This window comes from Nocardioides lianchengensis (assembly GCF_900101465.1).
Classification (GTDB): Bacteria; Actinomycetota; Actinomycetes; order Propionibacteriales; family Nocardioidaceae; genus Nocardioides; species Nocardioides lianchengensis.
The window spans coordinates 203,370-228,039 of sequence record NZ_FMZM01000001.1; the positions used below are offsets into that span (position 1 = coordinate 203,370).

Here is a 24,670-nt window from a genome sequence, read left to right on the forward strand (position 1 = left end):
CGGCGCGGCGGCGAGTTCCTCAGCCCAGCGCCCGGTCCAGGTTCAGCGCGGCGCTGATCAGGCCGAGGTGCGTGAACGCCTGGGGGAAGTTGCCCAGCTGCTCGCCGGTGAGGCCGACCTGCTCGCCGTACAGGCCGAGGTGGTTGGCGTAGGTGAACATCTTCTCCAGCGCCAGCCGGGCGTCGTCGAGGCGACCGAGCCGGGTGAGCGCCTCGACGTACCAGAACGAGCAGAGCGAGAAGGTGCCCTCGGTGCCGTCGAGGCCGTCGGTGGCGTGGCCGAGGTCGTAGCGGAAGACCAGGCTGTCGGAGACCAGCCGCTCCTCGACCACCTGCAGCGTCGAGACGAAGCGTGGGTCGTTCGGCGCCACGAACTTCACCATCGGCATCAGCAGCACGCCGGCGTCCACGGTGTCCGCGCCCTCGTGCTGCATGAACGCGCCCACGGAGTCGTCCCAGCTGTGCTCCATGATCCGTGCGTAGATCGCGTCGCGGACCTCGGCCCAGCGGGCCAGCTCGCCGGGCAGCCCGCGCTGGCGGGCGGTGCGCATCATCCGCTCGATGGCCACCCAGCACATCAGCCGCGAGGTGGTGTGGGCCCGCGGGTCGTCGCGGATCTCCCACATGCCGGCGTCCTCGCGCTCCCAGTTGTCCAGCACCCACTCCAGCAGCCGGGTGAGGTCGGCCCAGGCGTCGTGGCTGATGCCGGGGCCGTACTTGTTGAACAGGTAGACCGAGTCGATGAGCTCGCCGTAGATGTCGAGCTGGAGCTGGTCGACCGCCCCGTTGCCGACCCGGACGGGGAGGGAGTCGGCGTACCCGCGCAGGTGGTCGAGCTCGGTCTCGTGCGGCAGGTTGCCGTCGATGTCGTAGAGCACCCGCAGCGGCCCGAGGTCGTCGTCGGTCGTCTCCGGGGAGCCGATCCGCTCGGACAGCCACTCGATGAACGCGCCCGCCTCGTCGGTGAAGCCGAGCCGCAGCAGGGCGTAGAGGCTGAAGGCGGCGTCGCGGATCCAGACGTAGCGGTAGTCCCAGTTGCGCCCGCCGCCCACCTCCTCGGGCAGGCTCGTGGTCGGCGCGGCGATGATCGCGCCGCTCGGCTCGTGGGTGAGCAGCTTCAGGGTGATGGCCGAGCGGTCGACCATCTCGCGCCAGCGGCCGGCGTACGTCGACTGCGCCAGCCAGTCCCGCCAGAACCGGGCGGTCTGGTCGAAGAGGCGGTCGGTGTCGGCGCAGTCGTCGGGGCGCAGGTCCTCGTCCTCGCCGAGCACGTGCAGCACGAAGAGCGCCTCGTCGCCGGTGTCGAGCGCGACCTCGGCGCTGACCGTCCCGTCTGTGGTGTCGAGGTCGACCGTCGACGTCAGCCCCAGCCGTACGCCGGCGCCCGTGACCAGCACGCCGCCCTCGACCGGCTCGGTCGTCGGGTCGCAGCGGCCGTAGTCGGGCCGCGCCGCCAGCTCCATCCGGATCCGGGCGTGCCCGCGGACCGCCACCACCCGGCGGGTGATCCGCTGCCGGTGGTCGGGGTCGTGCGAGCGCAGCACCGGCATGAAGTCGTGGACCTCGGTGACGCCCTCCTCGGTGAGGAAGCGGGTCACCAGGATGGCCGAGTCGGGCAGGTAGAACTGCGTCGTCCGGGCCGCGCCGCCGACCGGACCGAGCCGCCAGGACCCGCCGCGCTCGGGGTCGAGCAGCGAGCCGAAGACGCTGGGGGAGTCGAAGCGCCCCGCGCAGAACCAGTCGATCGTCGCGTCCGCCCCCACCAGCGCGCAGGTGCGCAGGTCCCCGATCAGGCCGTGGTCCGCGATCGGCAGGTAGCCCTCAGCCACCGAGCCGCCAGCCACCCGCCGGGAGGTCGAGCGCGGCCTGCGGCCCCCACGACCCCTGCTCGTAGGGATGCACGGCGGGCCGCGCGTCCAGGACCGGCTGGCAGACCTGCCAGAGCCGGTCCACCTCGTCGGCGCGGGTGAAGAAGGTCTGGTCGCCGCGCAGCACGTCGAGCAGCAGCCGCTCGTAGGCCTCCAGCGGCTCGGCCGGGTCCTCGTCGCCGAGGTCCAAGTGGAAGGTCGCCTCGGTCAGCCGCATGTCGGGCCCGGGCTTCTTGGCCCGAACGTCGATGCTGATGACGGCGTCGTCGGTCAGCTCCAGCACCAGCTCGTTGCGACCGGGATCGCCGGCGAGCAGGGGCGACTCCGGCGTCCGGAAGCGCAGCGTGATGGTCCGCCGGCCCTCGGCCAGCGCCTTGCCCGTGCGCAGGTAGAACGGCACGTCCTGCCAGCGGTCGTTGTCGACGAAGGCCTCCAGCGCGACGAACGTCTCGACGTCCGACTCGTCCTCGACGTCGTCCTCGTCGCGGTAGCCGTCGTACTGGCCGAAGACCACGCGGTCCGGGTCGAACGGGCGCAGGTCGGCGAAGAGCGCCGCCTTCGCGTCGCGCACGGCGCGCTCGTCGAGGCTGCCGGGGTCCTCCAGGGCGACGAAGCCGAGCAGCTGGGAGAGGTGGGTCGAGACCATGTCGCGCAGCGCCCCGGTCGACTCGTAGAACGCGGCGCGGCCCTCCAGTCCGAGGTCCTCCGGTACGTCGATCTGCACGCTGGCCACGCTGCGCCGGTCCCAGGCCGGCTCGAACAGCCCGTTGGCGAAGCGCAGCGCCAGGATGTTCTGGACCGCCTCCTTGCCGAGGAAGTGGTCGATCCGGAACACCTGCTCCTCGTCGACGACGTCCTTCAGCGCCGCGTCCAGCGACCGCGACGACTCGAGGTCGAGACCGAACGGCTTCTCGACGACCAGCCGGGCCCGCTCCACGATCCCCTCGCGGCCGAGCATGGCGACCATGTCCTCCATCGCCGAGGGCGGCACGGACAGGTAGACGAGCCGTCGTACGTCGTCGCCCATGCCGTCCTCGGCCTTCGTGACGGCTGCGGCCAGGTCGGCCCCGTCGTCGGCGTTGGACGTTTGGAAGGAGACCCGGGCGACCAGGTCGTCGAGGACCTGCTCGTCGTACTCCTCGACGGAGTCGGTCAGGCCGTCGCGGACCTGCTGGCGGAACTCGTCGTCGGTGCCGGGGGAGTGCCGGCCGCTGCCGATGACGGCGTACTGCTCGGGGAGCCGGCCGGCGGCGGCCAGGGCGTAGAGGCCCGGGAAGAGCTTGCGCTTCGCGAGGTCGCCGGTGGCGCCGAAGAGGACCAGGACGTGGGGTGGGAGCTGGGCATCGGGGGTGGTGTCGTCGGGCACCTCCGCCCGGTGCCCGGACGTGCCCGGCGGCACACGGTCCGCGGCGCCCGGACGGGTGAGGCGCCGGTAGGCTGGGGGCGTGGAGCTCCCCGACAAGTTCGCCGCCCTCGGTCTCACCTACGACGACGTCCTCCTGCTGCCGGGTCACTCCGACCTGGCGCCGGCCGACATCGACACGACCTCGCGGCTGACCCGCGGGATCTCGCTGAAGGTGCCGCTCGTCAGCGCGGCCATGGACACCGTGACCGAGTCGCGGATGGCCATCGCGATGGCTCGCCAGGGCGGGCTCGGCGTGCTCCACCGCAACCTGTCGATCGAGGACCAGGCCTACCAGGTCGACCTCGTCAAGCGGACCCAGACCGGGATCATCTCCAACCCGGTCACCATCGGCCCGGACGCGACGCTGGAGGAGCTCGACCGGATCTGCGGCGAGTACCGCGTCTCCGGCCTCCCGGTCGTCGATCTCGACAACCGGCTGATCGGCATCATCACCAACCGCGACCTGCGCTTCACCCCGGTCGCGGAGTGGGCGACCACCAAGGTCGACGAGGTGATGACCCAGATGCCGCTGATCACCGGCCCGGCCGACATCAGCCGCGAGGACGCCACCGTCCTGCTGCGCAAGCACAAGCGCGAGCGGCTGCCCCTGATCGACGGCGAGGGCCGGCTGGCCGGCCTGATCACCGTCAAGGACTTCGTCAAGGGCGAGCAGTTCCCGAACGCGTCGTACGACGACCAGGGCCGCCTGCTGGTCGGCGCGGCCATCGGCTACTTCGGCGACGCCTGGCAGCGCGCCACCACCCTGATCGATGCCGGCGTCGACGTCCTCGTCGCCGACACCGCCCACGGCAACGTGCGGCTGCTGCTCGACATGGTCCAGCGACTCAAGAGCGACCCGGCCACGAAGCACGTCCAGGTCATCGGCGGCAACGTCGCCACCCGCGAGGGCGCCCAGGCGTTCGTCGACGCGGGCGCCGACGCGGTCAAGGTCGGCGTCGGCCCGGGCTCGATCTGCACCACCCGGGTCGTCACCGGCGTCGGCGTCCCGCAGGTCACCGCGGTCTACGAGGCGTCGCTGGCCTGCAAGCCCGCCGGCGTACCCGTGATCGCCGACGGCGGCATGAAGCACTCCGGCGAGATCGCCAAGGCGCTGGTCGCCGGCGCCGACACCGTGATGCTCGGCTCGCTGCTCGCGGGCTGCGAGGAGTCGCCGGGCGAGCTGGTCTTCGTCAACGGCAAGCAGTTCAAGTCCTACCGCGGCATGGGCTCGCTGGGCGCGATGTCGAGCCGCGGCAAGAAGTCCTACTCCAAGGACCGCTACTTCCAGGCCGAGGTCACCAGCGACGACAAGATCGTCCCCGAGGGCATCGAGGGCCAGGTCGCCTTCCGCGGCCCGCTGGCCGCCGTCGCCCACCAGCTCATCGGCGGTCTCAACCAGTCGATGTTCTACGTCGGCGCGGCGACCGTCCCGGAGCTGCAGGAGAAGGGCCGGTTCGTCCGGATCACCTCCGCCTCGCTCCAGGAGAGCCACCCCCACGACGTCCAGATGACGGTCGAGGCCCCCAACTACACCGGCCGCTGACCCCACGCTGACCCGTCACTGAATGCCTCATTTTCGCGGCGTGTCGGGCAGCGATCGACGGGTCGATCCCGAGCCACCGTCGCGGGAGCGCGGATCGACCCGTCACTTCCGGACCGACACGCCGCGAGAAGCGGTCACTCAGTGACGGGTCGGCGGGGCTAGAGGTACATCCCGGACGTCGCCGCCTGCTTCGGCGGGGGCGGGACGGGCGGGAGGTCGGCGGGGAGCAGACCGCGCACCTGCTCGGGCGTGGGCGAGGGGAGCGCGGTGATCCGGAGCGCCTGGCGGGCGACCGCCTCCTCGAAGACGTTGCGGACGAAGCGGCCGTTGCCGAAGCCGACCGGGCGCGGCGACGGCACCAGGCGGCGCAGCCCGTCGAGCACCTCGGGGCCGTAGGCGTAGCCCGCCCTCCCGGCGACCAGCTCGAAGATCGCGACCAGCTCGTCGACGGCGTAGTCGGCGAAGCCGATGGTGGTCGGGAAGCGCGAGGCCAGGCCGGTGTTGGAGGTCAGGAAGCGGCGCATCTCGACCGGGTAGCCCGCCACGATGACCACCACGTCGTCGCGGCGGTCCTCCATCAGCTTCAGCAGCGTGGCGATCGCCTCGTGCCCGAAGTCGCGGGCCGAGTCGGGCGGGACCAGGGAGTAGGCCTCGTCGACGAAGAGCACTCCGCCGACCGCACGCTCGAAGGCGGCGGTGGTGCGCGGGGCGGTGTGGCCGATGTACTGCCCGACCAGGTCGGCGCGGGCCACCTCGACGAGGTGGCCGTTCTCGAGCACGCCGAGCTGGGCGTAGATCCGGGCCAGCAGCCGGGCGACCGTGGTCTTCGCGGTGCCGGGGTTGCCGAGGAAGACCATGTGGCGAGCCCGCTCGGAGGGCGGCATGCCGGCGTCGACGCGCAGCTTCTCGGCCTGGACCTCGGCCACCAGCCGTCGTACCTGCTCCTTGACCGCGCCGAGGCCGATCAGCTCGTCCAGCTCGCCCAGCGGGTCGCCGATCTCCACCTGACGCTCGTTCGGGTCGCCGAGCACCACGTCGGGGTCGTCGCCGGTCGCGACCAGCGGGGTGCCGCCGACCGGGGCCAGATGGTCGAGCCGGCTGACGAGCGGGTTGTCCGGCCGACTCGGCGGGCGGAACACGTTGGCCAGGTCCTCGACGTACCCGGAGCGGTCCGGCGCCCCGGACGAGCGCTTCCAGTCCGGCAGGCCGACGACGAGGTGGCCGACCTGCGAGGCCGTCACCAGCCAGAGCCGTACGGCGTCCAGGTGGCCGCCGACCATCGCGCGGGCCAGCCAGCCCCGGGTGTCGCCCAGCCAGTCGTCGCGGTCGAAGCCGGGGCGCAGCCGCTCGAACTCGGTGTGGACCAGCCCGTAGCGCGTCGCGCCGACCGCCGCCACCAGCGCGGACGGCAGCTCGTCGACGCCGCCGTGCAGCGCGAGGGCCGCGACCAGCTCGTCGACGCCCTGGGTGCGGCTGGTCCGGGCCGCGAGGTGGGCGTGCGCGGCGTCGAGCCCGTCCAGCGACCAGGCCAGGTGGGCCGGCCAGCCGCGCGCCTCGGGCAGCAGCTGGGCCTCCTCGTCGGTGAGGACGGAGGTACGCCAGGCGTTCTCGACCTCGGCCCAGGTGCCGGTCGCGTGCACCGCCCGCAGCGCGGGGTCCTCCAGGACCCGGTTCAGCAGGGTGGTCAGCAGTCGGGCGCGCGGCTGGAAGGGGGGCACCGGCTCCAGGACCGCGATCCCCTCCAGGCTCAGCTCGAGCGAGGCGATCCGCGCCTCCGCGCCGGAGCTGAAGGCCGAGCGGAAGGTGTCGAGGAACCACAGGTGCTCGGTGTTGCGGTACATCGTGACCTCGCGGTCCACGACCTCGTATTCGGCCGTGAACCACGGCTCGATGATCCGGCCCGACAGGGACGTGCCGACGCCGGTCCACACCGGGATCGCGCCCGGCAGGTAGGTCAGCAGCCGCCACATCAGCGGCACGACGTACGACGTGGTCGGGAGGAAGCTGCCGCCCATCTTCTTCTCGCCGAACCCGCGCGGGTCCTCGGCCAGCTCGCGCACCCGCTGCTGGACCTGCTGGGTCCAGCCCTCCGGGATCGGCCACGGGTCGGCGTACCCGACCGCGTCCAGGACGGGTCGACCGGAGAGCAGGGGCGCGAGGTGCGGCGGGAGGACCAGCATGGTGGGCTCATCCTAGGAAGCGACCCCATGGGAGACTCGCCCCGTGACCGACATCGAGATCGGCCGGGCCAAGCGGGCCCGCCGCGCGTACTCCTTCGACGACATCGCGATCGTGCCCTCCCGGCGCACCCGCGACCCCGAGGAGGTCAGCACGGCCTGGCAGATCGACGCCTACCGCTTCGAGCTGCCCGTCCTGGCCGCACCCATGGACTCGGTGATGTCCCCGGCCACCGCCATCGCGCTCGGTCGGTACGGCGGGCTGGGGGTGCTCAACCTCGAGGGGCTGTGGACGCGCTACGAGGACCCGACCGACCTGCTCGAGGAGGTCGCGGGCCTGCGTGGGACCGACGGCACCCGGCGCCTGCAGGAGATCTACACCGAGCCGGTCCGGGCCGAGCTGATCACCGAGCGGCTGCGCGAGATCCGCGAGGCCGGCGTGACGGTGGCCGGGTCGCTGTCGCCGCAGCGCACCAAGGAGTTCGCGAAGGCGGTCGTCGACGCGGGCGTCGACATGTTCGTCATCCGCGGGACGACGGTCAGCGCCGAGCACGTCTCGTCGCAGTCGGAGCCGCTGAACCTCAAGGAGTTCATCTACGAGCTCGACGTGCCCGTGGTGGTCGGCGGCTGCGCCACCCACCAGGCCGCGCTGCACCTGATGCGCACCGGCGCGGCCGGCGTACTCGTCGGTTTCGGCGGCGGGGCCGCCCACACGACCCGGACCGTCCTGGGCGTCGCGGTGCCGATGGCCTCCGCGGTGGCCGACGTCGCCGCCGCCCGCCGCGACTACCTCGACGAGTCGGGTGGCCGCTACGTCCACGTCATCGCCGACGGCTCGATCGGCAAGTCCGGCGACCTGGCGAAGGCGATCGCCTGCGGGGCCGACGCCGTGATGGTCGGCTCGCCCTTCGCCCGGGCCAGCGACGCCCCGGGCCGCGGCTTCCACTGGGGCACCGAGGCGCACCACGCCGAGCTGCCGCGCGGCCAGCGCGTCGAGTTCGAGACGGTCGGCACCTTCGAGGAGATCCTGTTCGGTCCCTCGCGCGTTGCCGACGGCACCATGAACCTGATCGGCGCGCTGAAGCGGTCGATGGCCACTACCGGCTACACCGACCTGAAGGAGTTCCAGCGGGTCGAGGTCGTCGTGGAGTAAATCTCCGCTCGGGGGTGTCTTCACCTTCCCGGGGCGAGGGCCTACGTTCCAGGCTCCAGGGTCATCGGGGATCCTGCCGATCGTGGGGTCCCTGAGGACCGTCGTTCTCGGGAAAGAAGCACCCCATGACACACCCCTCCCGCCGTCGGCGGCTGATCGCGCCGCTGGCCGGCGCGCTCGGTCTCGCGCTGGCCGCGCTCGCGGTCCCGGCGTCCACCCTCGCGGCTGATCCCTCCCCAGGATCCGCGGCCGCCCCCGACCTGACCCCGGGTCAGCGCACCGCCCTCGAGGCCGGCTTCCAGGTCGCGCCCAAGACGCTCGCGGCCCGGCAGGCCAAGGCGGCCGGCGCCGTCGTACCCAACCCGTTCCTGGCGGAGGTCCCCGACCTCACGAAGGTCGACTACGCCGGGTGGAAGCAGCGCCTCGCGACGGCCGGCGCGACCCGGCAGTCGTCGGCCTCGCTCCGGAGCGCGCGGCAGCAGGCGGCCACCGCGACCCCGGCCGCCCAGGCCGCCGTGGTCTGGGACGAGCAGGAGCCCGACGGCACGGGCGGCTCCAACGACACGCTCGAGACCGCCGAGCGGATCACCACGTTCGGCACCGGCGCGAAGAAGAACAACGTCGTGCGGATCCTGGGCGAGCGCGCCGACCTGTTCACCGGCACCCCGGCCGCCCTCGCGCCGGTGGCCGAGGACAACGGCGCCATCCCGCTGGCCGGCGACACCGGCCTGGAGGGGGAGGCCGCGGTGACCACGACCGGCACCCTCGGCGACGGGCCGCACGGCTCGGAGGGTGACGGCTCCGGCGACTTCGACTTCTACGCCGTCGACGTCGCCGCGGGGCTGAGCATCGTGGCCGACACCTCGGCGACCACCACCGACACCGTCCTCGCCCTGTACGACGGGGCCGGCGAGCTGGTCGCCGCCGACGACGACGGCGGCGCCGGCTACGCCAGCCTGCTGAGCTTCACGCCCGAGACGGCCGGCACCTACTACCTGATGGTCGGCGGCTTCAACTTCTTCGGCCCGCTCCCGAACGACCCGTTCGACTCCGGCTCCGGCAACGGCGTCGGCGAGGAGGGCGACTACGGCCTGTCGATCGCCGCGACCACCGTCGACTCCGACAAGTACGCCGTGCGGCTGAAGCCGGGCGACGTCGTCGGTGCGGTCGCCGAGAAGGCCGCGTCGGGTCTCACCGTGCACCGCCCCGACGGCTCGGTCGCCGTCGGCTCCGAGCTGCTCGACGCCTCCGCGCTCTACGCCCCGGAGTCCCCGCTGCCCGGTGGCGGCAACACCACGCTGGCCTACGTCGCCGAGGAGGCCGGCTGGTACGTCCTCGACGTCGGCGCGACCCTCGGCGACTACCAGGTCCGCCTCGAGGCCTACCGGCCCGGTGCCGAGACCGACCCGAAGCAGAAGCAGACCGTCTACCTCGACTTCGAGGGCGGGCGGGTCAACACCGGCCTGTGGGGCGGGCCCGGCGTCCGCGAGCTCTCGCCGTTCTCCGCCTTCCTCGGCAAGTGGGGCCTGACCCGGGCTCGCGAGGACGCGATGATCACCAAGATCACGCGAGAGGTCCGTGACAACCTCCGCGACGAGGTCGCCGAGGGCGGCCTCAACCCGAACCTCCAGGTCCGGGTCGTGAACTCCCGCAACCACCCGGAGGTGGCCGGGAAGGAGAACGTGTCGCGGGTCGTCGTCGGCGGCACCATCGCCGAGTCGGGCATCAGCACCATCGGCATCGCCCAGTACATCGACCCCGGCAACTACGGCCACGAGGACACCGCGCTGGTCCTGCTCGACGTGCTCAGCGACCCGGCCGGCGACGACGCGTCGCTGAACACCTACCTGACGAGCGCCAGCGACCGCGAGGCGTTCGTCGCGCAGGCCGTCGGCAACGTGACCGCCCACGAGGTCGGCCACATGGTGGGCAGCTACCACACCGACAACCTGTCCGAGACCGTCAACATCATGGACTCGGGCGGCGCCGGCTTCGACAACCTCTTCGGCGTCGGGCCCGACGGGATCGGCGGCACCGCCGACGACCTCGACGTGCACTTCACCGAGGACACCTACACCCCGGCGGAGGGCTTCACCGGCCTGGAGGACACGCTCAACGTGACCGCCTGGGCCTACCCCTCCCCCTGATCCACCCCCGGGCACGGGAGGATCGGCGCATGGACGTCGATCCTCCCGTGCTCCGCGTCGCGGCCGGCCAGGCCGCCGCGGTCGCCGGCGACCTGGCCGCCAACGTGACCACCGCCGCCCGGCTCACCGAGCTCGCCGGGAGCCAGGACGTCCGTCTGCTCGTCCTCCCCGAGGCCTTCCTCACCGGGTACGACGCCGCCGTGTTCGCGGGCCCGCTCCCCACGGCCGCGGACCTGGCCGGCCCGGTCCTCGGCCCGCTCCGCGCCGCCGCGGCCGCGACCGGCACCACGGTCGTCGCGAGCGCGGCCCTGGAGCGCGGAGGTCGTCGTACGCTCTCGTCGGTGGTGGTGCGGCCCGACGGCGGGACGGATGCGCCGTACGACAAGCAGCATCTCGACGGGGCCGAGAACGACCACTTCGCGCCCGGCGACCACGGCGCCTCGATCACCGTCGACGGCCATGAGCTGGGCCTCTCGATCTGCTACGACGGCTGCTTCCCCGAGCACGCGCGCGCGGCGGCGGACGACGGGGCGGTCGGCTACCTCAGCTCGATGGCCTACTTCCCGGGCGGCGCCCACCGCCGCGACCTCTACTACGCCGCCCGCGCCCTCGAGAACGGCTTCTACGTCGTCGTCGCCGGTCTGACCGGCAGCTGCGGCGCGTCGTCCTTCATCGGCGGCTCGGCCGTCTACGACCCCGAGGGCCGCCCGCTCGCGCGCCTGGCCGAGGAGGAGGGCCTGGCGGTCGCGGACCTCGACCCGGCCCTGGTCACGGCCACCCGCGCCCGCCACCGCATGCACCACGACCACCGCCCCACCCTCGGCCCCCGCCTCCGCCGATAGTCCCTGACCATCTGCGGGTCGGCGACCAGCAGGACGTCAGGGACTATCGGGGCCGAGGAGGCCGCCGAGCAGCAGGGCCGACAGCGACTCGACCCAGTCGTCGCCGAGGACGCCGTCGGGACGGTTGAGCAGGGCCAGCAGGGTCGCGCCGCCGACGGTCTCGATGAGGACGTCGGGGTCGACGTCGGGGCGGGCCTCGCCGGACTCGACGGCGCGGACCAGGCGCTCGTGCATCGACCCCCAGGTGCCGGCCCGGAAGCGGGCGAGCACGGCGGCGTTGAGGACCGGGTCGCCGACCACCTCGGCGAGCAGGCCGGGCAGGGCGGCGCGGGCCACCGGCCGGGCGAACACGTCGCGGCAGGCGGCCACCATCGCGCGGACGTCGTCGGCGAGCGGTCCGTCGTCGGGCGCGGGACCCGGCGCGAGGTCGGGGAAGGCGGCCTCGTGCACCAGGTAGGCCTTCCCGGGCCAGCGTCGGTAGACGGCGGGCTTGGTGGTGCCGGCCCGCTCGGCGATCGCGCCGACGGTCAGGTCGGCGTACCCGACCTCGACGACGAGCTCCTCGGCCGCGCGCAGCACGGCCTGGTCGATGCGCGGGTCGCGCGGTCGACCGGGGGCGGCGGACTGAACCGGTGAGGCCATAACGAGACGCAGCGTAACGGAACCCGTTGACAACTAGAACACGTTCCAACAATGCTGACTGCCTCATGACCTACGTCACACCCCGGGAGGAACCGTGACCCAGGCACCGCCGCCCGCCGACATGAAGCTGCAGGTCTCCAGCCGCGACGCCAGCACCGTCCCGGGCCTGCTGGCCGACTGGCTGGCCACCCTGCTGCCCGCCGGTGCCGACCCCGTCGTCGTCCTGCACAGCGGGATCGATGCCAACGGGATGTCGTCGGAGACCCTGCTCTTCGACGCCACCTGGAGCGAGGGGGGCGAGCAGCAGGTCGGCCGCTACGTCGCCCGGGTCGCCCCGTCGGCCTCGGACTTCCCCGTCTTCCCCAGCTACGACCTCCAGCACCAGTACGACGCGATGCGGGTCGTCGGCGAGCTGTCTGACGTGCCGGTCCCCGCCGTGAGCAAGATGGAGCCGACCGGCTCGGTCCTCGGCACCCCGTTCTTCCTCATGGAGCGGATCGAGGGCGTCGTGCCGCAGGACGTGCTGCCCTACACCTTCGGCGACAACTGGCTCTTCGACGCCACTCCCGAGGAGCAGCGTCGTCTGCAGGACACCAGCGCGCAGACGCTCGCGGCGCTCCACGCGATCCCGGACGTGGCGAGCACCTTCGCGTTCCTCGACCCCGAGCAGCCGGGCGCGACGTTGCTGGAGCGACACCTGGCCCGGGCGCGGGCCTGGTACGAGTTCGCCGTACCGGACATCGGTCGCTCGGCCACCGCCGAGCGGGCCCTGGCCTGGCTCGAGGCGAACCTCCCCGAGGAGGGCGACACCGTGCTCTGCTGGGGCGACGCCCGGATCGGCAACGTGATGTACCAGGACTTCGCCCCGGTCGCGGTCCTGGACTGGGAGATGGCCGCCATCGGTCCGCGCGAGCTGGACGTGTCCTGGATGCTCTTCGCCCACTGGGTGTTTCAGTCGATCACCGACATGCTCGAGATGCCGGGCATGCCCGACTTCATGCGCGAGGAGGACGTCGTCGCGGCCTACGAGGCGGCCGCGGGCACGACCCTGGGCGATCTCGGCTGGTACCACGTCTTCAACGCCCTGCAGTGGTGCGTGATCTTCATGCGCACCACCGCCCGCTCGGTGCACTTCGGCGAGATGGAGAAGCCCGAGGACATCGAGACCGCCATGCACCACAAGCCGCTGATGGAGCGGATCATGAACCAGGTAGGGGCCTAAGCGATGGCAATCACCGAGCTCGACGAGTACCCGATCCACCAGGCGCCGCTGCCGATCGCCTGGCCGGCGTCCAGCGACCGCAACTTCTACGACCGCAACTACTTCAACTGCCACGACCGCAGCGGCGACATCATGGTGATCACCGGGCTCGGCTACTACCCGAACCTCGGCACCAAGGACGCCTACCTGCTCGTCGCGCGCGACGGGAAGCAGACCGCCCTGCACTTCTCCGACCTCTGCGACGGGGACCGGCTGCACCAGCAGGTCGGCGGCTACCGCGTCGAGGTGGAGGAGCCGCTCCAGCGGATCCGGATCCAGGTCGACGAGACCGAGGGCATCGCGGCCGACCTGACCTGGCAGGGCCTCTTCCCGGTGATCCAGGAGGAGCACCACATCCTGCGCTCGGGCGCCCGGACCACCCTGGACGCGCAGCGGTTCGCCCAGCTCGGCAGCTGGTCCGGCCACCTCGAGATCGACGGAGAGCGGATCGAGGTCACCCCGGACCGCTGGATCGGCAGCCGCGACCGCTCCTGGGGCATCCGGCCGGTCGGGGAGGCCGAGCCTCCGGGCGCGCCGAGCGACCCGCCGTTCGAGGGCATGTGGTGGCTCTACGTGCCGCTGGCCTTCGACGACTTCGCGGTCGTCCTGATCCTGCAGGAGGACCCGAACGGCTACCGCACCCTCAACGACTGCCACCGGGTCTGGCCCGACGGTCGCGTCGAGCAGCTCGGCTGGCCGCGGGTGGAGGTCCACTACACGGCCGGGACCCGGACCCCGACCGGCGCGACGATCCGGTGCACGAACGGCGCGGGCGACCCGATCGAGCTCGAGGTCTCCTCGCTGCTGGCGACGCCGCTCCACGTCGGGGGCGGGTACGGCGGCGACCCGGACTGGACCCACGGCGTGTGGAAGGGCGAGAAGTTCGTCGAGCGCGTCACCTACGACATGGCCGACGAGGCGGTGACGGGCCGCTTCATGTTCGGCTGCGTCGACCACGTCGGCCAGGGCCTGCTCACCGAGGGCGGCCGCACCGTCGAGGGCTGGGGCCTCTTCGAGCACTTCTGCATCGGCCGCCACGACCCCAGTGGCTTCGTCGACTACTTCACCCTCGCCCCCTGACCCCGACCGACGGTGGTTGAGGAGGGACGACGTCCCGTCTCAACCACCGCATCCTCCAGGAGACCTTGCTATGAGCCTCGACCGCGACTCCTTCTTCATCGACGGCGGCTGGGCCGCGCCCGCCACCTCGGCGACCCTCCAGGTCGTCTCGCCCCACTCCGAGCAGGTCGTGGCGACCGTGCCGGAGGGCAGCAACGCCGACGTCGACGCCGCGGTGGCCTCGGCCCGCCGGGCCTTCGACGAGGGACCGTGGCCGCGGATGAGCCCGGAGGAGCGGATCGAGGTGATCCAGGCCTTCTCGATGCTGTACGCCGGCAAGCTGACCGAGATGGCGGGCCTGATCACGACCGAGATGGGCTCCCCGACCTCGTTCGCGAACCTGGCGCAGTCGCCGGCGCCGTGGATGCAGATCGAGTCGTTCCTGACCATCGCCCGCGCCTTCGCGTGGGAGGAGACCCGGCCGGGGGCGCTGGGGGCCGACGTCATCGTGCGGCGTGAGCCGGTCGGTGTGGTCGCGGCCATCCCGCCGTGGAACGTCCCGCAGTTCACCACCATCTCGAAGGTCGTCCCGGCGCTGCTCGCCGGCAACACCGTGGTGGTGAAGCCGGCGCCCGAGACCCCGCTGGACGCCTACCTGATGGCCGAGCTGCTCGCGGAGGCCGGCGTACCCGCCGGGGTCGTGAACATCGTGGCCGCCGGCCGCGAGGTGGGGGAGCACCTGGTCGCCCACCCGGGAGTCGACAAGGTCGCCTTCACCGGCTCGACGGCGGCCGGCCGCAAGATCGCCGCGGTGTGCGGCGAGCAGCTCAAGCGCGTGTCGCTGGAGCTCGGCGGCAAGTCGGCGGCGATCGTCCTCGACGACGCCGACCTGGCCGCGACCATGGAGGGGCTGAAGTTCGTGGCCCTGATGAACTCGGGGCAGGCCTGCGTCGCCCAGACCCGGATCCTGGCGTCGCGGAAGAACTACGGCGCCGTGGTCGACGCGCTCGCCGAGACCGTCTCCGGGATGGCCGTCGGCGACCCGGAGGACCCGGCGACCGAGATCGGCCCGATGGTCGCGCAGCGCCAGCAGGAGCGGGTGGAGAAGTACATCGCCCTCGGTCAGGAGGAGGGCGCCCGCCTCGTCGTCGGCGGCAACGGCATGCCCGACGGCCTCTCCTCGGGCTGGTACGTCCGGCCCACCGTCTTCGCCGACGTCGACAACCGGATGCGGATCGCCCAGGAGGAGATCTTCGGACCCGTCCTCTCGGTCATCCCGTACGACGACGTCGACGACGCCGTCCGGATCGCCAACGAGTCCGACTACGGCCTGGCCGGCACGGTGTGGACCGCCGACCAGTCCGCCGGCCTCGACGTGGCCCGCCGGGTCCGCGCCGGCACGTACGGCGTCAACACCTACACGATGGACTTCGCCGCCCCGTTCGGCGGCTTCAAGGCCTCCGGCATCGGTCGGGAGTTCGGTCCCGAGGGCCTCGCGCAGTACACCGAGCTGAAGGCGATCTACCCCAGCGCGCCGGCCATGTGACCCCCGACGCTGGTTGAGGTGCGAGGCGCGCTAGCGCCGAGCCTCGAAACCCGATGAGTTGAGAAGCCCCCTCGGACGAGGCCGACTCTCGGCAAGACGGGTTTCGAGGCTCGCTCCGCTCGCACCTCAACCACCGGAGCGCGGCGTTGACAGCGACCCCGCTCTTGTAAATCCGGACACATTCCTACTGGGAGGTAGTTCCGGAGACGCGGGTCACATACCCTCGGAATCATGAGTGCCTCGAACCCCAGCCCGTCCGGCGGTCCGCTCGTCGAGGGACCGCGCGACCCCGAGCACGACCCGGCGGCGTCGTACGCCCTCGAGCCGGAGTACGTCGAGGCGCTGACCGCCCGGCTGCTCGCGACGTCCGGGCGCACGGTCGAGGTGCGCTCGCCGCTGAACGGCGCGCCCCTGGCCCACATCCCGCAGTCGACGGACGCCGACGTCGACGAGGCGTTCGCACGGGCCCGGCGCGCGCAGGCGGCCTGGGCGCGCACCAGCATCGAGGCCCGGTCGGCCGCCCTGCTGCGCCTGCACGACCTGGTGCTCGACCGCCAGGACGAGATCATCGACCTGATCGTGTGGGAGTCGGGCAAGGCCCGCAAGCACGCCTTCGACGAGCCGCTCCACATCGGGCTGACCGCGCGCTACTACGCCCGCACCGCCCACCAGCACCTCGACACCCAGCGCAAGCTGGGCGTCGTCCCGGGCCTGACGCGCGTCGAGGTCAACCGGGTCCCCAAGGGCGTCGTCGGCATCATCTCGCCCTGGAACTACCCCTTCACGATGGCGCTGTGCGACGGCCTCCCGGCCCTGCTCGCCGGCAACGCCGTGGTCGCCAAGCCGGACGCCCAGACCATGCTCTCGGCCCTGCTCGCGGCCGAGCTGCTCGAGGAGGCCGGCTTCCCGCGCGACCTGTGGCAGGTCGTCGCCGGCCCCGGCGCGGAGACCGGTCCTGCCGTGATCGCCCGTTCCGACTACGTCTGCTTCACCGGGTCGACCGCCACCGGTCGCACCGTCGCCCAGGCCTGCGCCGAGCGGCTGATCGGCTGCTCGCTCGAGCTCGGCGGCAAGAACCCGCTGCTCGTGCTGCGCGACGCCGACCTCGAGAAGGCGGCCGAGGGCGCCGTACGCGCGTCGTTCTCGAACGCGGGCCAGCTCTGCGTGTCGATGGAGCGGGTGTTCGTGGCCGACCAGGTCTACGACCGGTTCGTCGAGCGGTTCGTGGCCCGCACCGAGGCGATGACCCTCGGGGCCACGCTCGACTGGGGCAACGACATGGGCTCGCTGATCTCCCAGGCCCAGCTCGACACGGTCGTCGCCCACGTGGAGGACGCGGTGGCGAAGGGCGCCCGAGTGCTGACCGGTGGCCGCGCCCGGCCCGACCTCGGCCCCTACTTCTTCGAGCCGACCGTCCTGGAGGGCGTCACGCCCGACATGACCTGCTTCGGCAAGGAGACCTTCGGTCCGGTCGTCTCGCTCTACCGCTTCCACGACGAGGCGGACGCCGTCGCCCGCGCCAACGAGGGTGAGTACGGCCTGAACGCGTCGATCTACAGCCAGGACGGCGCCCGCGCCCGGGCGATCGCGCCGCGGATCAAGTGCGGCACGGTCAACATCAACGAGGCCTTCGGGGCCACCTTCGCGAGCATCGACTCCCCGATGGGCGGCATGCGGCAGTCCGGCATGGGTCGCCGCCAGGGCAGCGAGGGCATCCACCGCTACACCGAGTCGCAGTCGGTGGCGACCCAGCGCCTGATCCGGTTCGCGCCGATGCTCGGCATGTCCGACGCGGCGTACGCGAAGGTGATGACCGCCAACCTGCGGCTGATGAAGAAGCTGGGGCGAGCCTGATGACCGGCAAGCACGAGGACTTCGACTTCGACGTCCTGGTCGTCGGCTCCGGCTTCGGCGGCTCGGTCACCGCGCTGCGCCTGACCGAGAAGGGCTACCGGGTCGGCGTGATCGAGGCCGGCGCCCGCTTCGAGGACGCCGACCTGCCCGACACCTCGTTCGACGTGAAGAAGTACCTCTTCCGTCCCGAGGTCGGCTGCTACGGCATCCAGCGCATCGACGCGCTCCGCGACTGCCTGATCGTCTCCGGCGCGGGCGTCGGCGGCGGGTCGCTGGTCTACGCCAACACGCTCTACGAGCCGCTGCCGGCGTTCTACGAGGACCCGCAGTGGGGCCACATCACCGACTGGCGCTCCGAGCTCGCGCCCTACTACGACCAGGCCAAGCGGATGCTCGGCGTCGTCGAGAACCCGCTGCGCACCCCGTCCGACGAGGTGATGGAGAAGGTCGCCTCCGAGATGGGCGTGGCCGACACCTTCCACCCGACCCCGGTCGGCGTCTTCTTCGGCGGTCCCGGTCAGGAGCAGGGCGAGCGGGTCGCCGACCCGTTCTTCGGCGGCGCCGGCCCCGAGCGCACCACCTGCATCGGCTGCGGCGAGTGCATGACCGGCTGCCGCCACAACGCCAAGAACACCCTGGTCAAGAACTACCTCTACCTCGCCGAACAGCACGGCGCGGCGGTGCTGCCGCTGACCACGGTGACCCGGGTCAGCCCCCGCGACGGCGGCGGGTACGACGTCCAGGTCAAGTTCACCAAGGCCAAGCGACCGAGCCGCGGCGCCCGCCGTACCCTCACGGCCGAGCAGGTCGTCTTCTCGGCGTCGGCGCTGGGCACCCAGCGGCTGCTGCACCGGATGAAGGACGAGGGGCACCTGCCCGGCGTCTCGGAGCGGATCGGCTACCTCGCGCGGACCAACTCGGAGTCCATCGGCGGGGCGATCGCCTACGACGGCGACGTCGACTACAGCCAGGGCGTCGCGATCACCTCCAGCTTCCACCCCGACCCCGACACCCACGTCGAGCCGGTGCGGTACGGCAAGGGCAGCAACCTGATGTCGCTGCTGCAGTCGGTGCTGACCGACGGCGACGGCGACGAGCCGCGCTGGCGCACCTGGGCGCGCGAGATGTGGCGGCAACGTCGCGATGTCCCCAACCTCTACGACATGAAGCACTGGTCGGAGCGGACGGTCATCGCGCTGGTCATGCAGAGCCTCGACAACTCGATCACGACCTACACCAAGCGGATCCCGTTCACGCGCAAGCGCTACCTCACCTCCAAGCAGGGTCACGGCGTGCCGAACCCGACCTGGATCCCGGCCGGCAACGAGGCGATCCGGGCGATGGCGCGGATCATGAACGGCTTCCCCGGCAGCGCCGTGGGCGACGCGTTCAACATGCCGCTGACCGCCCACTTCCTGGGCGGCTGCGCGATCGGCGACTCGCCCGAGACCGGCGTGGTCGACCCCTACCAGCGGCTCTACGGCCACCCCGGCCTGCACGTCGTGGACGGCTCCGCGGTCACCGCCAACCTGGGCGTGAACCCGTCGCTGACGATCACCGCTCAGGCCGAGCGGGCGATGGCGTTCTGGCCCAACAAGGGCGAGCGCGACCAGCGTCCCGGCCTCGGGGAGAGCTACGTCCGCCTCGAGCCGGTCGCCCCGGCGGCGCCCGTCGTACCCGCTGACGCGCCGGGGGCGCTGCGGCTGCCCATCGTCGGAGTCAGCTGACGGCACGCTGGTCCAGACCTCGGCGGAACTCGTACGGCGCCCGCCGTAACCCGCCCGCCGAGGGGTCGTTGGAGCAGCAGAAGACCCGGACCACTTGCTCCCTCCCATCACCGGGTCGACGTGTCCAGGCGCTGTCCAACAGGTGCGTGGACGGATCAGGGCCCGGCCACCCTCCCTCCCCGGCCGGGCCCTGATGCACGTCCGGGGGCGTCTCCCGACTGGGGGGAGGGGCCCGCGCGCCGATAGGCTCAGCCCATGACGCAGCAGCCCGACCACGACCTGGTCCTGGTCGTCGACTTCGGCGCCCAGTACGCCCAGCTGATCGCCCGCCGGGTCCGCGAGGCGCGGGTCTACTCCGAGATCGTGCCGCACACGCTCCCGGTCGAGGAGATCCTCGCGCGCAAGCCGAAGGCGATCATCCTGTCGGGCGGTCCGTCCTCGGTGTACGCCGAGGGTGCGCCCGGGATCGACACCGCCATCTTCACGTCCGGGACCCCCGTCTTCGGCATGTGCTACGGCTTCCAGCTGATGGCCAGCGGCCTCGGCGGCGAGGTCGCGCACACCGGGGCGCGCGAGTACGGCCGCACCGACGTGGTCGTCGGCGAGCCCGGCACCCTGCTGGCCGACATCCCCGCCGAGCACCGGGTCTGGATGTCGCACGGCGACTCCGTCACGGCGGCTCCCGAGGGCTTCACCGTGCTCGCCTCGACCGCGTCCACGCCGGTCGCGGCGTTCGAGAACGTCGACAGCGGCCTGGCCGGCGTGCAGTGGCACCCCGAGGTGCTGCACTCCGAGCACGGCCAGGCCGTCCTCGAGCACTTCCTCCACGACATCGCCGGCTGCCGGCAGACCTGGACGATGCTCAACATCGTCGAGGAGCAGGTCGAGCGGATCCGCGAGCAGGTCGGCGACGGCCGGGCGATCTGCGCGCTCTCCGGCGGCGTCGACTCCGCCGTGGCCGCGGCGATCGTGCAGCGCGCCATCGGCGACCGGCTCACCTGCGTGTACGTCGACCACGGGATGATGCGCCTCGGCGAGACCGAGCAGGTCCGCCGGGACTTCGAGGAGGTCTTCGACGCCCTCGACGTCGTGGACGCCGCCGACCAGTTCATCGACGCGCTCGCCGGAGTGAGCGAGCCGGAGCAGAAGCGCAAGATCATCGGGCGCGAGTTCATCCGCACCTTCGAGGCCGCCCAGGTCCGGGTGTTCGGCGACGCCGACGAGGGGGAGACGGCGTACCTCGTCCAGGGCACCCTCTACCCCGACGTGGTCGAGTCCGGCGGCGGCGCCGGCACCTCCAACATCAAGTCCCACCACAACGTCGGCGGGCTGCCCGACGACCTCAAGTTCGAGCTGATCGAGCCGCTGCGCACCCTGTTCAAGGACGAGGTCCGCGCGGTCGGCGAGCAGCTCGGACTGCCGTCGACCATGGTCTGGCGCCAGCCGTTCCCCGGCCCCGGCCTGGGCATCCGCATCATCGGCGAGGTCACCCGCGAGCGGCTCGACCTGCTCCGCGAGGCCGACGCGATCGCCCGCGAGGAGCTCACCCGCGCCGGCCTCGACCGCGACATCTGGCAGATGCCGGTCGTGCTGCTGGCCGACGTACGCTCCGTCGGGGTGCAGGGCGACGGCCGCACCTACGGCCACCCGGTCGTGATCCGCCCGGTCACCTCCGAGGACGCGATGACCGCCGACTGGGCCCGGCTCCCGTACGACGTCATCGAGCGCATCTCCACCCGCATCACCAACGAGGTCGCCGAGGTCAACCGGGTCACCCTCGACGTCACCTCGAAGCCTCCCGGCACCATCGAGTGGGAGTAGCCGGGGGGCCGGTCAGCCGGGCTGTAACGCGATGTTCGCCGCACTAGGTACGCGCTGCAGCGCGTCCCCAGTGCGGCGAACATCGCGTTACAGCTGCGCGGCGTCCGGATAGCGGACGAATCAGCCCGTGGCTGCCCGGAGCGGCTCGATGACGTCGGCGGCGAAGCGGGCCATGCCCTCGACCTTCTGGTCGACGTTCGCGTCCAGGCCGAAGTAGTAGGCCCACGGCATGGTCATGCAGTCGGTGACGCCGCCGGCGCGGGCGCGCTCGAAGTGCTCGGGCAGGAACGCGTCGGTGAGGGCGACGATGACCGAGAAGTCGCCGGTCGCGCCCTTCTCCTCGCGCACCTCGGCGAGCCGGGTGGCCCAGCCGATGGCCTCGTCGGTCTTGTACATGTCGCCGATCCAGCCGTCGTGCCGGGCGGCCCGGGCGAAGGCGATCTCGGAGAGGCCACCGACGTAGACCGGGGGCTGCTCGGTCGGGGTCGGCTCCATCACCAGCCGCGGGGCGTCGTAGAAGTCGCCGTGGAACTCGGTCCAGCCGGGCTCCCAGAGCTCCTTGACCAGGGCGAGGCCCTCGTCGGTGCGCTTGCCGCGGGTGCGGAAGTTCTCCTCGAGCAGCGCGAACTCCTCCTCGCACCAGCCGATGCCCACCCCCAGCGCGACCCGGTTGCCGGACAGTACGGCGGCGGTGCCGACCGACTTCGCGACCTGGAACGGGTTGCGCATCGCCGGCACGTAGACCGAGGTGAAGAACCTCAGTCGGGTGGTGACGGCGGCGAGCGCGCCGACCAGGACCCAGGGGTCGGGCCACTCCGCGGAGAAGTCCCACCGGCGGGCCCCGTCCGGCGTATAGGGGTACGGCGTGCTCAGCGTCTCCAGGTCGACCACGTGGTCGGGGATCGCCAGGGCGTGGTAGCCCAGCTCGTCGGCCGCCCGGGCGATGGGCGTCAGCTGGTCGGTCGGCAGGAACGCCGTACTGATGGAGAAGCGCACGGAGTCAGACTAGAACCTGTTCTCGTTTCGTGCGCGGCGGACGGGACTTAGGGTGGGCCGATGATGCGCGCGCTGCACCACCTCGACCTATGGGTGAGTGACCCGGACCTGGCTGCGGAGGAGTGGGGCTGGCTGCTCGGGGAGCTGGGCTGGGAGGCCGACGAGGCGGTCCGCTCGTGGGCGCACCCGGACGGCACCTACGTCTTCCTGGAGCGCTCGCCCGACCAGGCCGACGAGCCGCACGACCGGCTGCGGCCGGGGGTCAACCACCTCGCGCTGCACGTCGGCGACCGCCGCACCCTCGACCGGCTGAGGGCCGAGTCGAGCGCGCACGGCTGGCACGAGATGTTCGCCGACCGCTACCCGCACGCCGGGGGCGACCGACACACGGCGCTCTACCTGGAGAACGACGAGGGGTTCGAGGTCGAGGTCGTGCTGGCCGACGAGCCCGAGGACTGAGAGATGACGATCGCCCGCCCGACGGGGTCGGACGGGCGATCGAGGAACGGGCGCTACTTGAAGATGCTGTAGCCGCCCGGGCCGACGGCGAAGCCGACGATGATCAGCACGATGCCCCAGAGGGTTTCGCCCTTGAAGAGCTGGAAGATGCCCGCGATCACCAGGATGACGGCGATGATCCAGAGGATGAAGCCCATGAGTGTTGCTCCTGTCGTAGAGGTCTAGCGGTAGTCGTCGTCGGAGGAGGGATCCTCGACGATGTGGACGGCGGCCTCCTCGGCCGACGCCGCGGCGCCGTCGATGCCGACGTCCTCGCCGACCAGGTCGGACTCGGTGTCGGTGCCGAAGCCCTGGTCGGGGTCGACCAGGCGGCCGGCACGGCGATCGCCGACCTCGCCGTCGCGAAGGTCCTCGGTGACCTTCTCGTCGTACGGGTCGGGCTCCGGCTCCTCCTGGTCGAGGCGCTGGTCGATGGTCTCGCGGTGCTCCTCCTCCCAGGGCGTGTTGCCGTAGCCCTGGCCGGCGGAGTACCTCTCGGGCGGGCTGTACCCGCGGTCGGCCTCGTCCGCGACGTCCTGGTCGAGGAGCTGGTCCTCGGCGACCGGCTGGTCCTCGTCGTCGACGCTGTAGTCGCCGTACGTCTCCTGGTCGGCCGGATCCGGGGTGCTGTCGCCCTGGGTCATGGTCCCTCCTCGTCTGTCGTGTCCGTCCGGTCGAGTACCCGGCCGTCATGAGCGTCATGCCCGCTCCTTGACTTTAGTTCGAGTCTCGTACTTAATTGCAGGTGTGACCCTCGTCCTAGGCGTCGACTCCTCGACGCAGTCGACCAAGGCCCTGCTCGTCGATGCCGACGACGGCACCGTCGTCGACAGCCGTACGGCGCCGCACCCCGCCGGCACCGAGGTCGACCCGCGCGCCTGGCTGACCGCCTTCGACACCGCCACCGCCGGCCTGCTGGAGCGGGCCGACGCGGTCGCGGTGGGTGGCCAGCAGCACGGCATGGTCGCCCTCGACGAGGCCGGCGAGCCGGTCCGCGACGCCCTGCTCTGGAACGACACCCGCAGCGCCGGCGCCGCCCGCGACCTGATCGGGGAGATGGGCGGCCCGCAGGCCTGCGCCGACGCGATCGGCAGCGTCATGGTCGCCTCGTTCACCGCCAGCAAGCTGCGCTGGCTGCGCGACCACGAGCCCGAGAACGCGGCCCGGGTCGCCGAGGTGCTGCTGCCCCACGACTACGTCTCGCGCCACCTCTCGGCGCCGGGCACCCCGGCCTTCACCGACCGCGGCGACGCGTCCGGCACCGGCTACTTCGCCACCGCGGCTGGGGAGTGGCGTCCCGACCTGCTCGAGCTCGCGCTCGGCCGCGTCGTCGGCCTGCCGACCGTGGTCGCCCCCGACGCCGTCGCCGCGCACACCGCCGGCGGCGCGCCGGTCGCGGCCGGCTCCGGTGACAACGCCGCGGCCGCCCTCGGCATGGGCCTCGAGGCGGGCGACGTCCTGGTCTCCATCGGCACCTCCGGGGTCGCGTCCACGATCAGCGCCGTCCCGGTCGCCGACGGCAGCGGGGCGATCACCGGCTTCGCCGACGCCGCCGGCGGCTTCCTGCCGATGGCCACCACCATCAACGCTGCCCAGATCCTCGACCTGCAGGCCCGCTGGCTCGGCGTCGACCACGACGAGCTGGCCGCGCTCGCGCTCGCCGCGCCGGCCGGGTCGAACGGGCTCACCCTGCTGCCCTACTACGGCGGCGAGCGCACCCCGAACCGGCCCGACGCCACCGGCACCTGGGTCGGGCTCACCCCGCGCACCACCCGCGAGGACCTCGCCCGCGCCGCCGTCGAGGCGCTGCTCTGCTCGCTGGCCGACGCCGTCGATCTCGTCGTCGGGGCGACCGGCCAGGAGCCGCGGCGGATCCTGATGGTCGGCGGGGCGACGCGCAGCGCCGCCGTACGCGCGCTGGCGCCGGCGGTCCTCGGCCGTCCGGTCGTCCTCCCGCCCGCCGGGGAGTACGTCGCCCGCGGCGCCGCCCGCCAGGCCGCCTGGGCGCTGACCGGTCGGCTGCCCGACTGGGAGCTGGCCGCCACCGAGACCCTCACCGCAGACCCCACCCCCGTCGTACGCACGGCCTACGCGGCCGTGCGCGACGCCTGACCGGCTCAACGAAGAGAGGC

At 72.2% G+C, this 24,670-nt stretch carries 19 protein-coding genes; 12 read left to right on the top strand and 7 right to left on the bottom strand.

Annotated features, from left to right (window positions below):
* Positions 1–19: 19 nt before the first annotated feature.
* On the bottom strand, positions 20–1,828 hold the full coding sequence (locus BLT76_RS01110) for a glycoside hydrolase family 15 protein (protein WP_211752656.1): 1,809 nt from the start codon (positions 1,826–1,828) through the stop codon (positions 20–22).
* Positions 1,821–3,233 (bottom strand): glucose-6-phosphate dehydrogenase, encoded by a 1,413-nt coding sequence (zwf, locus tag BLT76_RS01115; protein ID WP_090850796.1) that lies wholly within the window; start codon positions 3,231–3,233, stop codon positions 1,821–1,823. Before zwf ends, BLT76_RS01110 begins: the two co-directional genes overlap by 8 nt.
* Before the next feature lie 79 nt (positions 3,234–3,312).
* Between zwf and guaB the strand changes: the two genes are divergently transcribed.
* On the top strand, positions 3,313–4,815 hold the full coding sequence (gene guaB, locus BLT76_RS01120; protein ID WP_090849906.1) for an IMP dehydrogenase: 1,503 nt from the start codon (positions 3,313–3,315) through the stop codon (positions 4,813–4,815).
* Positions 4,816–4,973: 158 nt separating this feature from the next.
* Here guaB and BLT76_RS01125 read toward each other — a convergent pair whose 3' ends face one another.
* Entirely contained in the window at positions 4,974–6,995 is a 2,022-nt protein-coding gene (locus tag BLT76_RS01125) for an AAA family ATPase (RefSeq protein WP_090849908.1), read from the bottom strand.
* A gap of 43 nt (positions 6,996–7,038) precedes the next feature.
* Between BLT76_RS01125 and BLT76_RS01130 the strand changes: the two genes are divergently transcribed.
* The 3 genes from BLT76_RS01130 (at position 7,039) to BLT76_RS01140 (ending at position 11,134) form a co-directional block, all read left to right on the top strand.
* Positions 7,039–8,145, top strand: coding sequence for a GuaB3 family IMP dehydrogenase-related protein (locus tag BLT76_RS01130; RefSeq protein WP_090849910.1), 1,107 nt, complete (start codon positions 7,039–7,041; stop codon positions 8,143–8,145).
* 125 nt (positions 8,146–8,270) lie between these two features.
* Positions 8,271–10,292 (top strand): PPC domain-containing protein, encoded by a 2,022-nt coding sequence (locus tag BLT76_RS01135; protein WP_090849912.1) that lies wholly within the window; start codon positions 8,271–8,273, stop codon positions 10,290–10,292.
* A gap of 29 nt (positions 10,293–10,321) precedes the next feature.
* Complete coding sequence (locus tag BLT76_RS01140; protein WP_090849914.1) at positions 10,322–11,134, top strand: carbon-nitrogen hydrolase family protein; 813 nt, start codon at positions 10,322–10,324, stop codon at positions 11,132–11,134.
* A gap of 36 nt (positions 11,135–11,170) precedes the next feature.
* Here the strand turns inward: BLT76_RS01140 and BLT76_RS01145 are convergent, their stop codons facing one another.
* Positions 11,171–11,776, bottom strand: coding sequence for a TetR/AcrR family transcriptional regulator (locus BLT76_RS01145; protein WP_090849916.1), 606 nt, complete (start codon positions 11,774–11,776; stop codon positions 11,171–11,173).
* Between the two features lie 94 nt (positions 11,777–11,870).
* Here BLT76_RS01145 and BLT76_RS01150 point away from each other — a divergent pair, with 94 nt between their 5' ends.
* The 6 genes from BLT76_RS01150 (at position 11,871) to guaA (ending at position 21,044) form a co-directional block, all read left to right on the top strand.
* Positions 11,871–12,998, top strand: coding sequence for a phosphotransferase family protein (locus BLT76_RS01150; RefSeq protein WP_211752658.1), 1,128 nt, complete (start codon positions 11,871–11,873; stop codon positions 12,996–12,998).
* A gap of 3 nt (positions 12,999–13,001) precedes the next feature.
* The gene (locus BLT76_RS01155) at positions 13,002–14,117 is read left to right on the top strand and encodes an Rv3169 family protein (protein WP_090849920.1); all 1,116 of its coding nucleotides are present in this window, start codon (positions 13,002–13,004) and stop codon (positions 14,115–14,117) included.
* 70 nt (positions 14,118–14,187) lie between these two features.
* Positions 14,188–15,642 carry an aldehyde dehydrogenase gene (locus tag BLT76_RS01160; protein ID WP_090849922.1) on the top strand — a complete coding sequence of 485 codons (1,455 nt, stop codon included), beginning with the start codon at positions 14,188–14,190 and terminating at the stop codon, positions 15,640–15,642.
* Positions 15,643–15,873: 231 nt separating this feature from the next.
* Positions 15,874–17,496, top strand: coding sequence for a succinic semialdehyde dehydrogenase (locus BLT76_RS01165; protein WP_090849924.1), 1,623 nt, complete (start codon positions 15,874–15,876; stop codon positions 17,494–17,496).
* Complete coding sequence (locus BLT76_RS01170; RefSeq protein WP_090849926.1) at positions 17,496–19,223, top strand: GMC oxidoreductase; 1,728 nt, start codon at positions 17,496–17,498, stop codon at positions 19,221–19,223. Before BLT76_RS01165 ends, BLT76_RS01170 begins: the two co-directional genes overlap by 1 nt.
* A 255-nt stretch (positions 19,224–19,478) precedes the next feature.
* Positions 19,479–21,044, top strand: coding sequence for a glutamine-hydrolyzing GMP synthase (gene guaA / locus BLT76_RS01175; protein WP_090849928.1), 1,566 nt, complete (start codon positions 19,479–19,481; stop codon positions 21,042–21,044).
* A gap of 120 nt (positions 21,045–21,164) precedes the next feature.
* Here the strand turns inward: guaA and BLT76_RS01180 are convergent, their stop codons facing one another.
* Positions 21,165–22,040 (bottom strand): TIGR03619 family F420-dependent LLM class oxidoreductase, encoded by an 876-nt coding sequence (locus BLT76_RS01180; protein ID WP_090849930.1) that lies wholly within the window; start codon positions 22,038–22,040, stop codon positions 21,165–21,167.
* Between the two features lie 60 nt (positions 22,041–22,100).
* Here BLT76_RS01180 and BLT76_RS01185 point away from each other — a divergent pair, with 60 nt between their 5' ends.
* Positions 22,101–22,499, top strand: a complete 399-nt coding sequence (locus tag BLT76_RS01185; protein WP_090849932.1) for a VOC family protein — start codon at positions 22,101–22,103, stop codon at positions 22,497–22,499.
* Between the two features lie 53 nt (positions 22,500–22,552).
* Here the strand turns inward: BLT76_RS01185 and BLT76_RS25540 are convergent, their stop codons facing one another.
* Positions 22,553–22,696, bottom strand: coding sequence for a GPGG-motif small membrane protein (locus tag BLT76_RS25540; RefSeq protein ID WP_170866893.1), 144 nt, complete (start codon positions 22,694–22,696; stop codon positions 22,553–22,555).
* A gap of 24 nt (positions 22,697–22,720) precedes the next feature.
* Positions 22,721–23,182 carry a DUF5709 domain-containing protein gene (locus BLT76_RS01190; protein ID WP_090849933.1) on the bottom strand — a complete coding sequence of 154 codons (462 nt, stop codon included), beginning with the start codon at positions 23,180–23,182 and terminating at the stop codon, positions 22,721–22,723.
* Positions 23,183–23,285: 103 nt separating this feature from the next.
* Here BLT76_RS01190 and xylB point away from each other — a divergent pair, with 103 nt between their 5' ends.
* A complete protein-coding gene (gene xylB / locus BLT76_RS01195) occupies positions 23,286–24,650 on the top strand; it encodes a xylulokinase (RefSeq protein ID WP_090849936.1) in 1,365 nt (454 codons plus the stop codon).
* The last annotated feature ends 20 nt before the right edge of the window (positions 24,651–24,670 follow it).

Bases quoted from the DNA above. Each gene is read 5' to 3' on its own strand.
- BLT76_RS01125 (WP_090849908.1), bottom strand. From the start codon at position 6,995: ATGCTGGTCCTCCCGCCGCACCTCGCGCCCCTGCTCTCCGGTCGACCC.
- BLT76_RS01135 (WP_090849912.1), top strand. From the start codon at position 8,271: ATGACACACCCCTCCCGCCGTCGGCGGCTGATCGCGCCGCTGGCCGGC.
- BLT76_RS01140 (WP_090849914.1), top strand. From the start codon at position 10,322: ATGGACGTCGATCCTCCCGTGCTCCGCGTCGCGGCCGGCCAGGCCGCC.
- BLT76_RS01145 (WP_090849916.1), bottom strand. From the start codon at position 11,776: ATGGCCTCACCGGTTCAGTCCGCCGCCCCCGGTCGACCGCGCGACCCG.
- BLT76_RS01155 (WP_090849920.1), top strand. From the start codon at position 13,002: ATGGCAATCACCGAGCTCGACGAGTACCCGATCCACCAGGCGCCGCTG.
- BLT76_RS01160 (WP_090849922.1), top strand. From the start codon at position 14,188: ATGAGCCTCGACCGCGACTCCTTCTTCATCGACGGCGGCTGGGCCGCG.
- BLT76_RS01165 (WP_090849924.1), top strand. From the start codon at position 15,874: ATGAGTGCCTCGAACCCCAGCCCGTCCGGCGGTCCGCTCGTCGAGGGA.
- BLT76_RS01170 (WP_090849926.1), top strand. From the start codon at position 17,496: ATGACCGGCAAGCACGAGGACTTCGACTTCGACGTCCTGGTCGTCGGC.
- guaA (WP_090849928.1), top strand. From the start codon at position 19,479: ATGACGCAGCAGCCCGACCACGACCTGGTCCTGGTCGTCGACTTCGGC.
- BLT76_RS01185 (WP_090849932.1), top strand. From the start codon at position 22,101: ATGATGCGCGCGCTGCACCACCTCGACCTATGGGTGAGTGACCCGGAC.
- BLT76_RS25540 (WP_170866893.1), bottom strand. From the start codon at position 22,696: ATGGGCTTCATCCTCTGGATCATCGCCGTCATCCTGGTGATCGCGGGC.
- BLT76_RS01190 (WP_090849933.1), bottom strand. From the start codon at position 23,182: ATGACCCAGGGCGACAGCACCCCGGATCCGGCCGACCAGGAGACGTAC.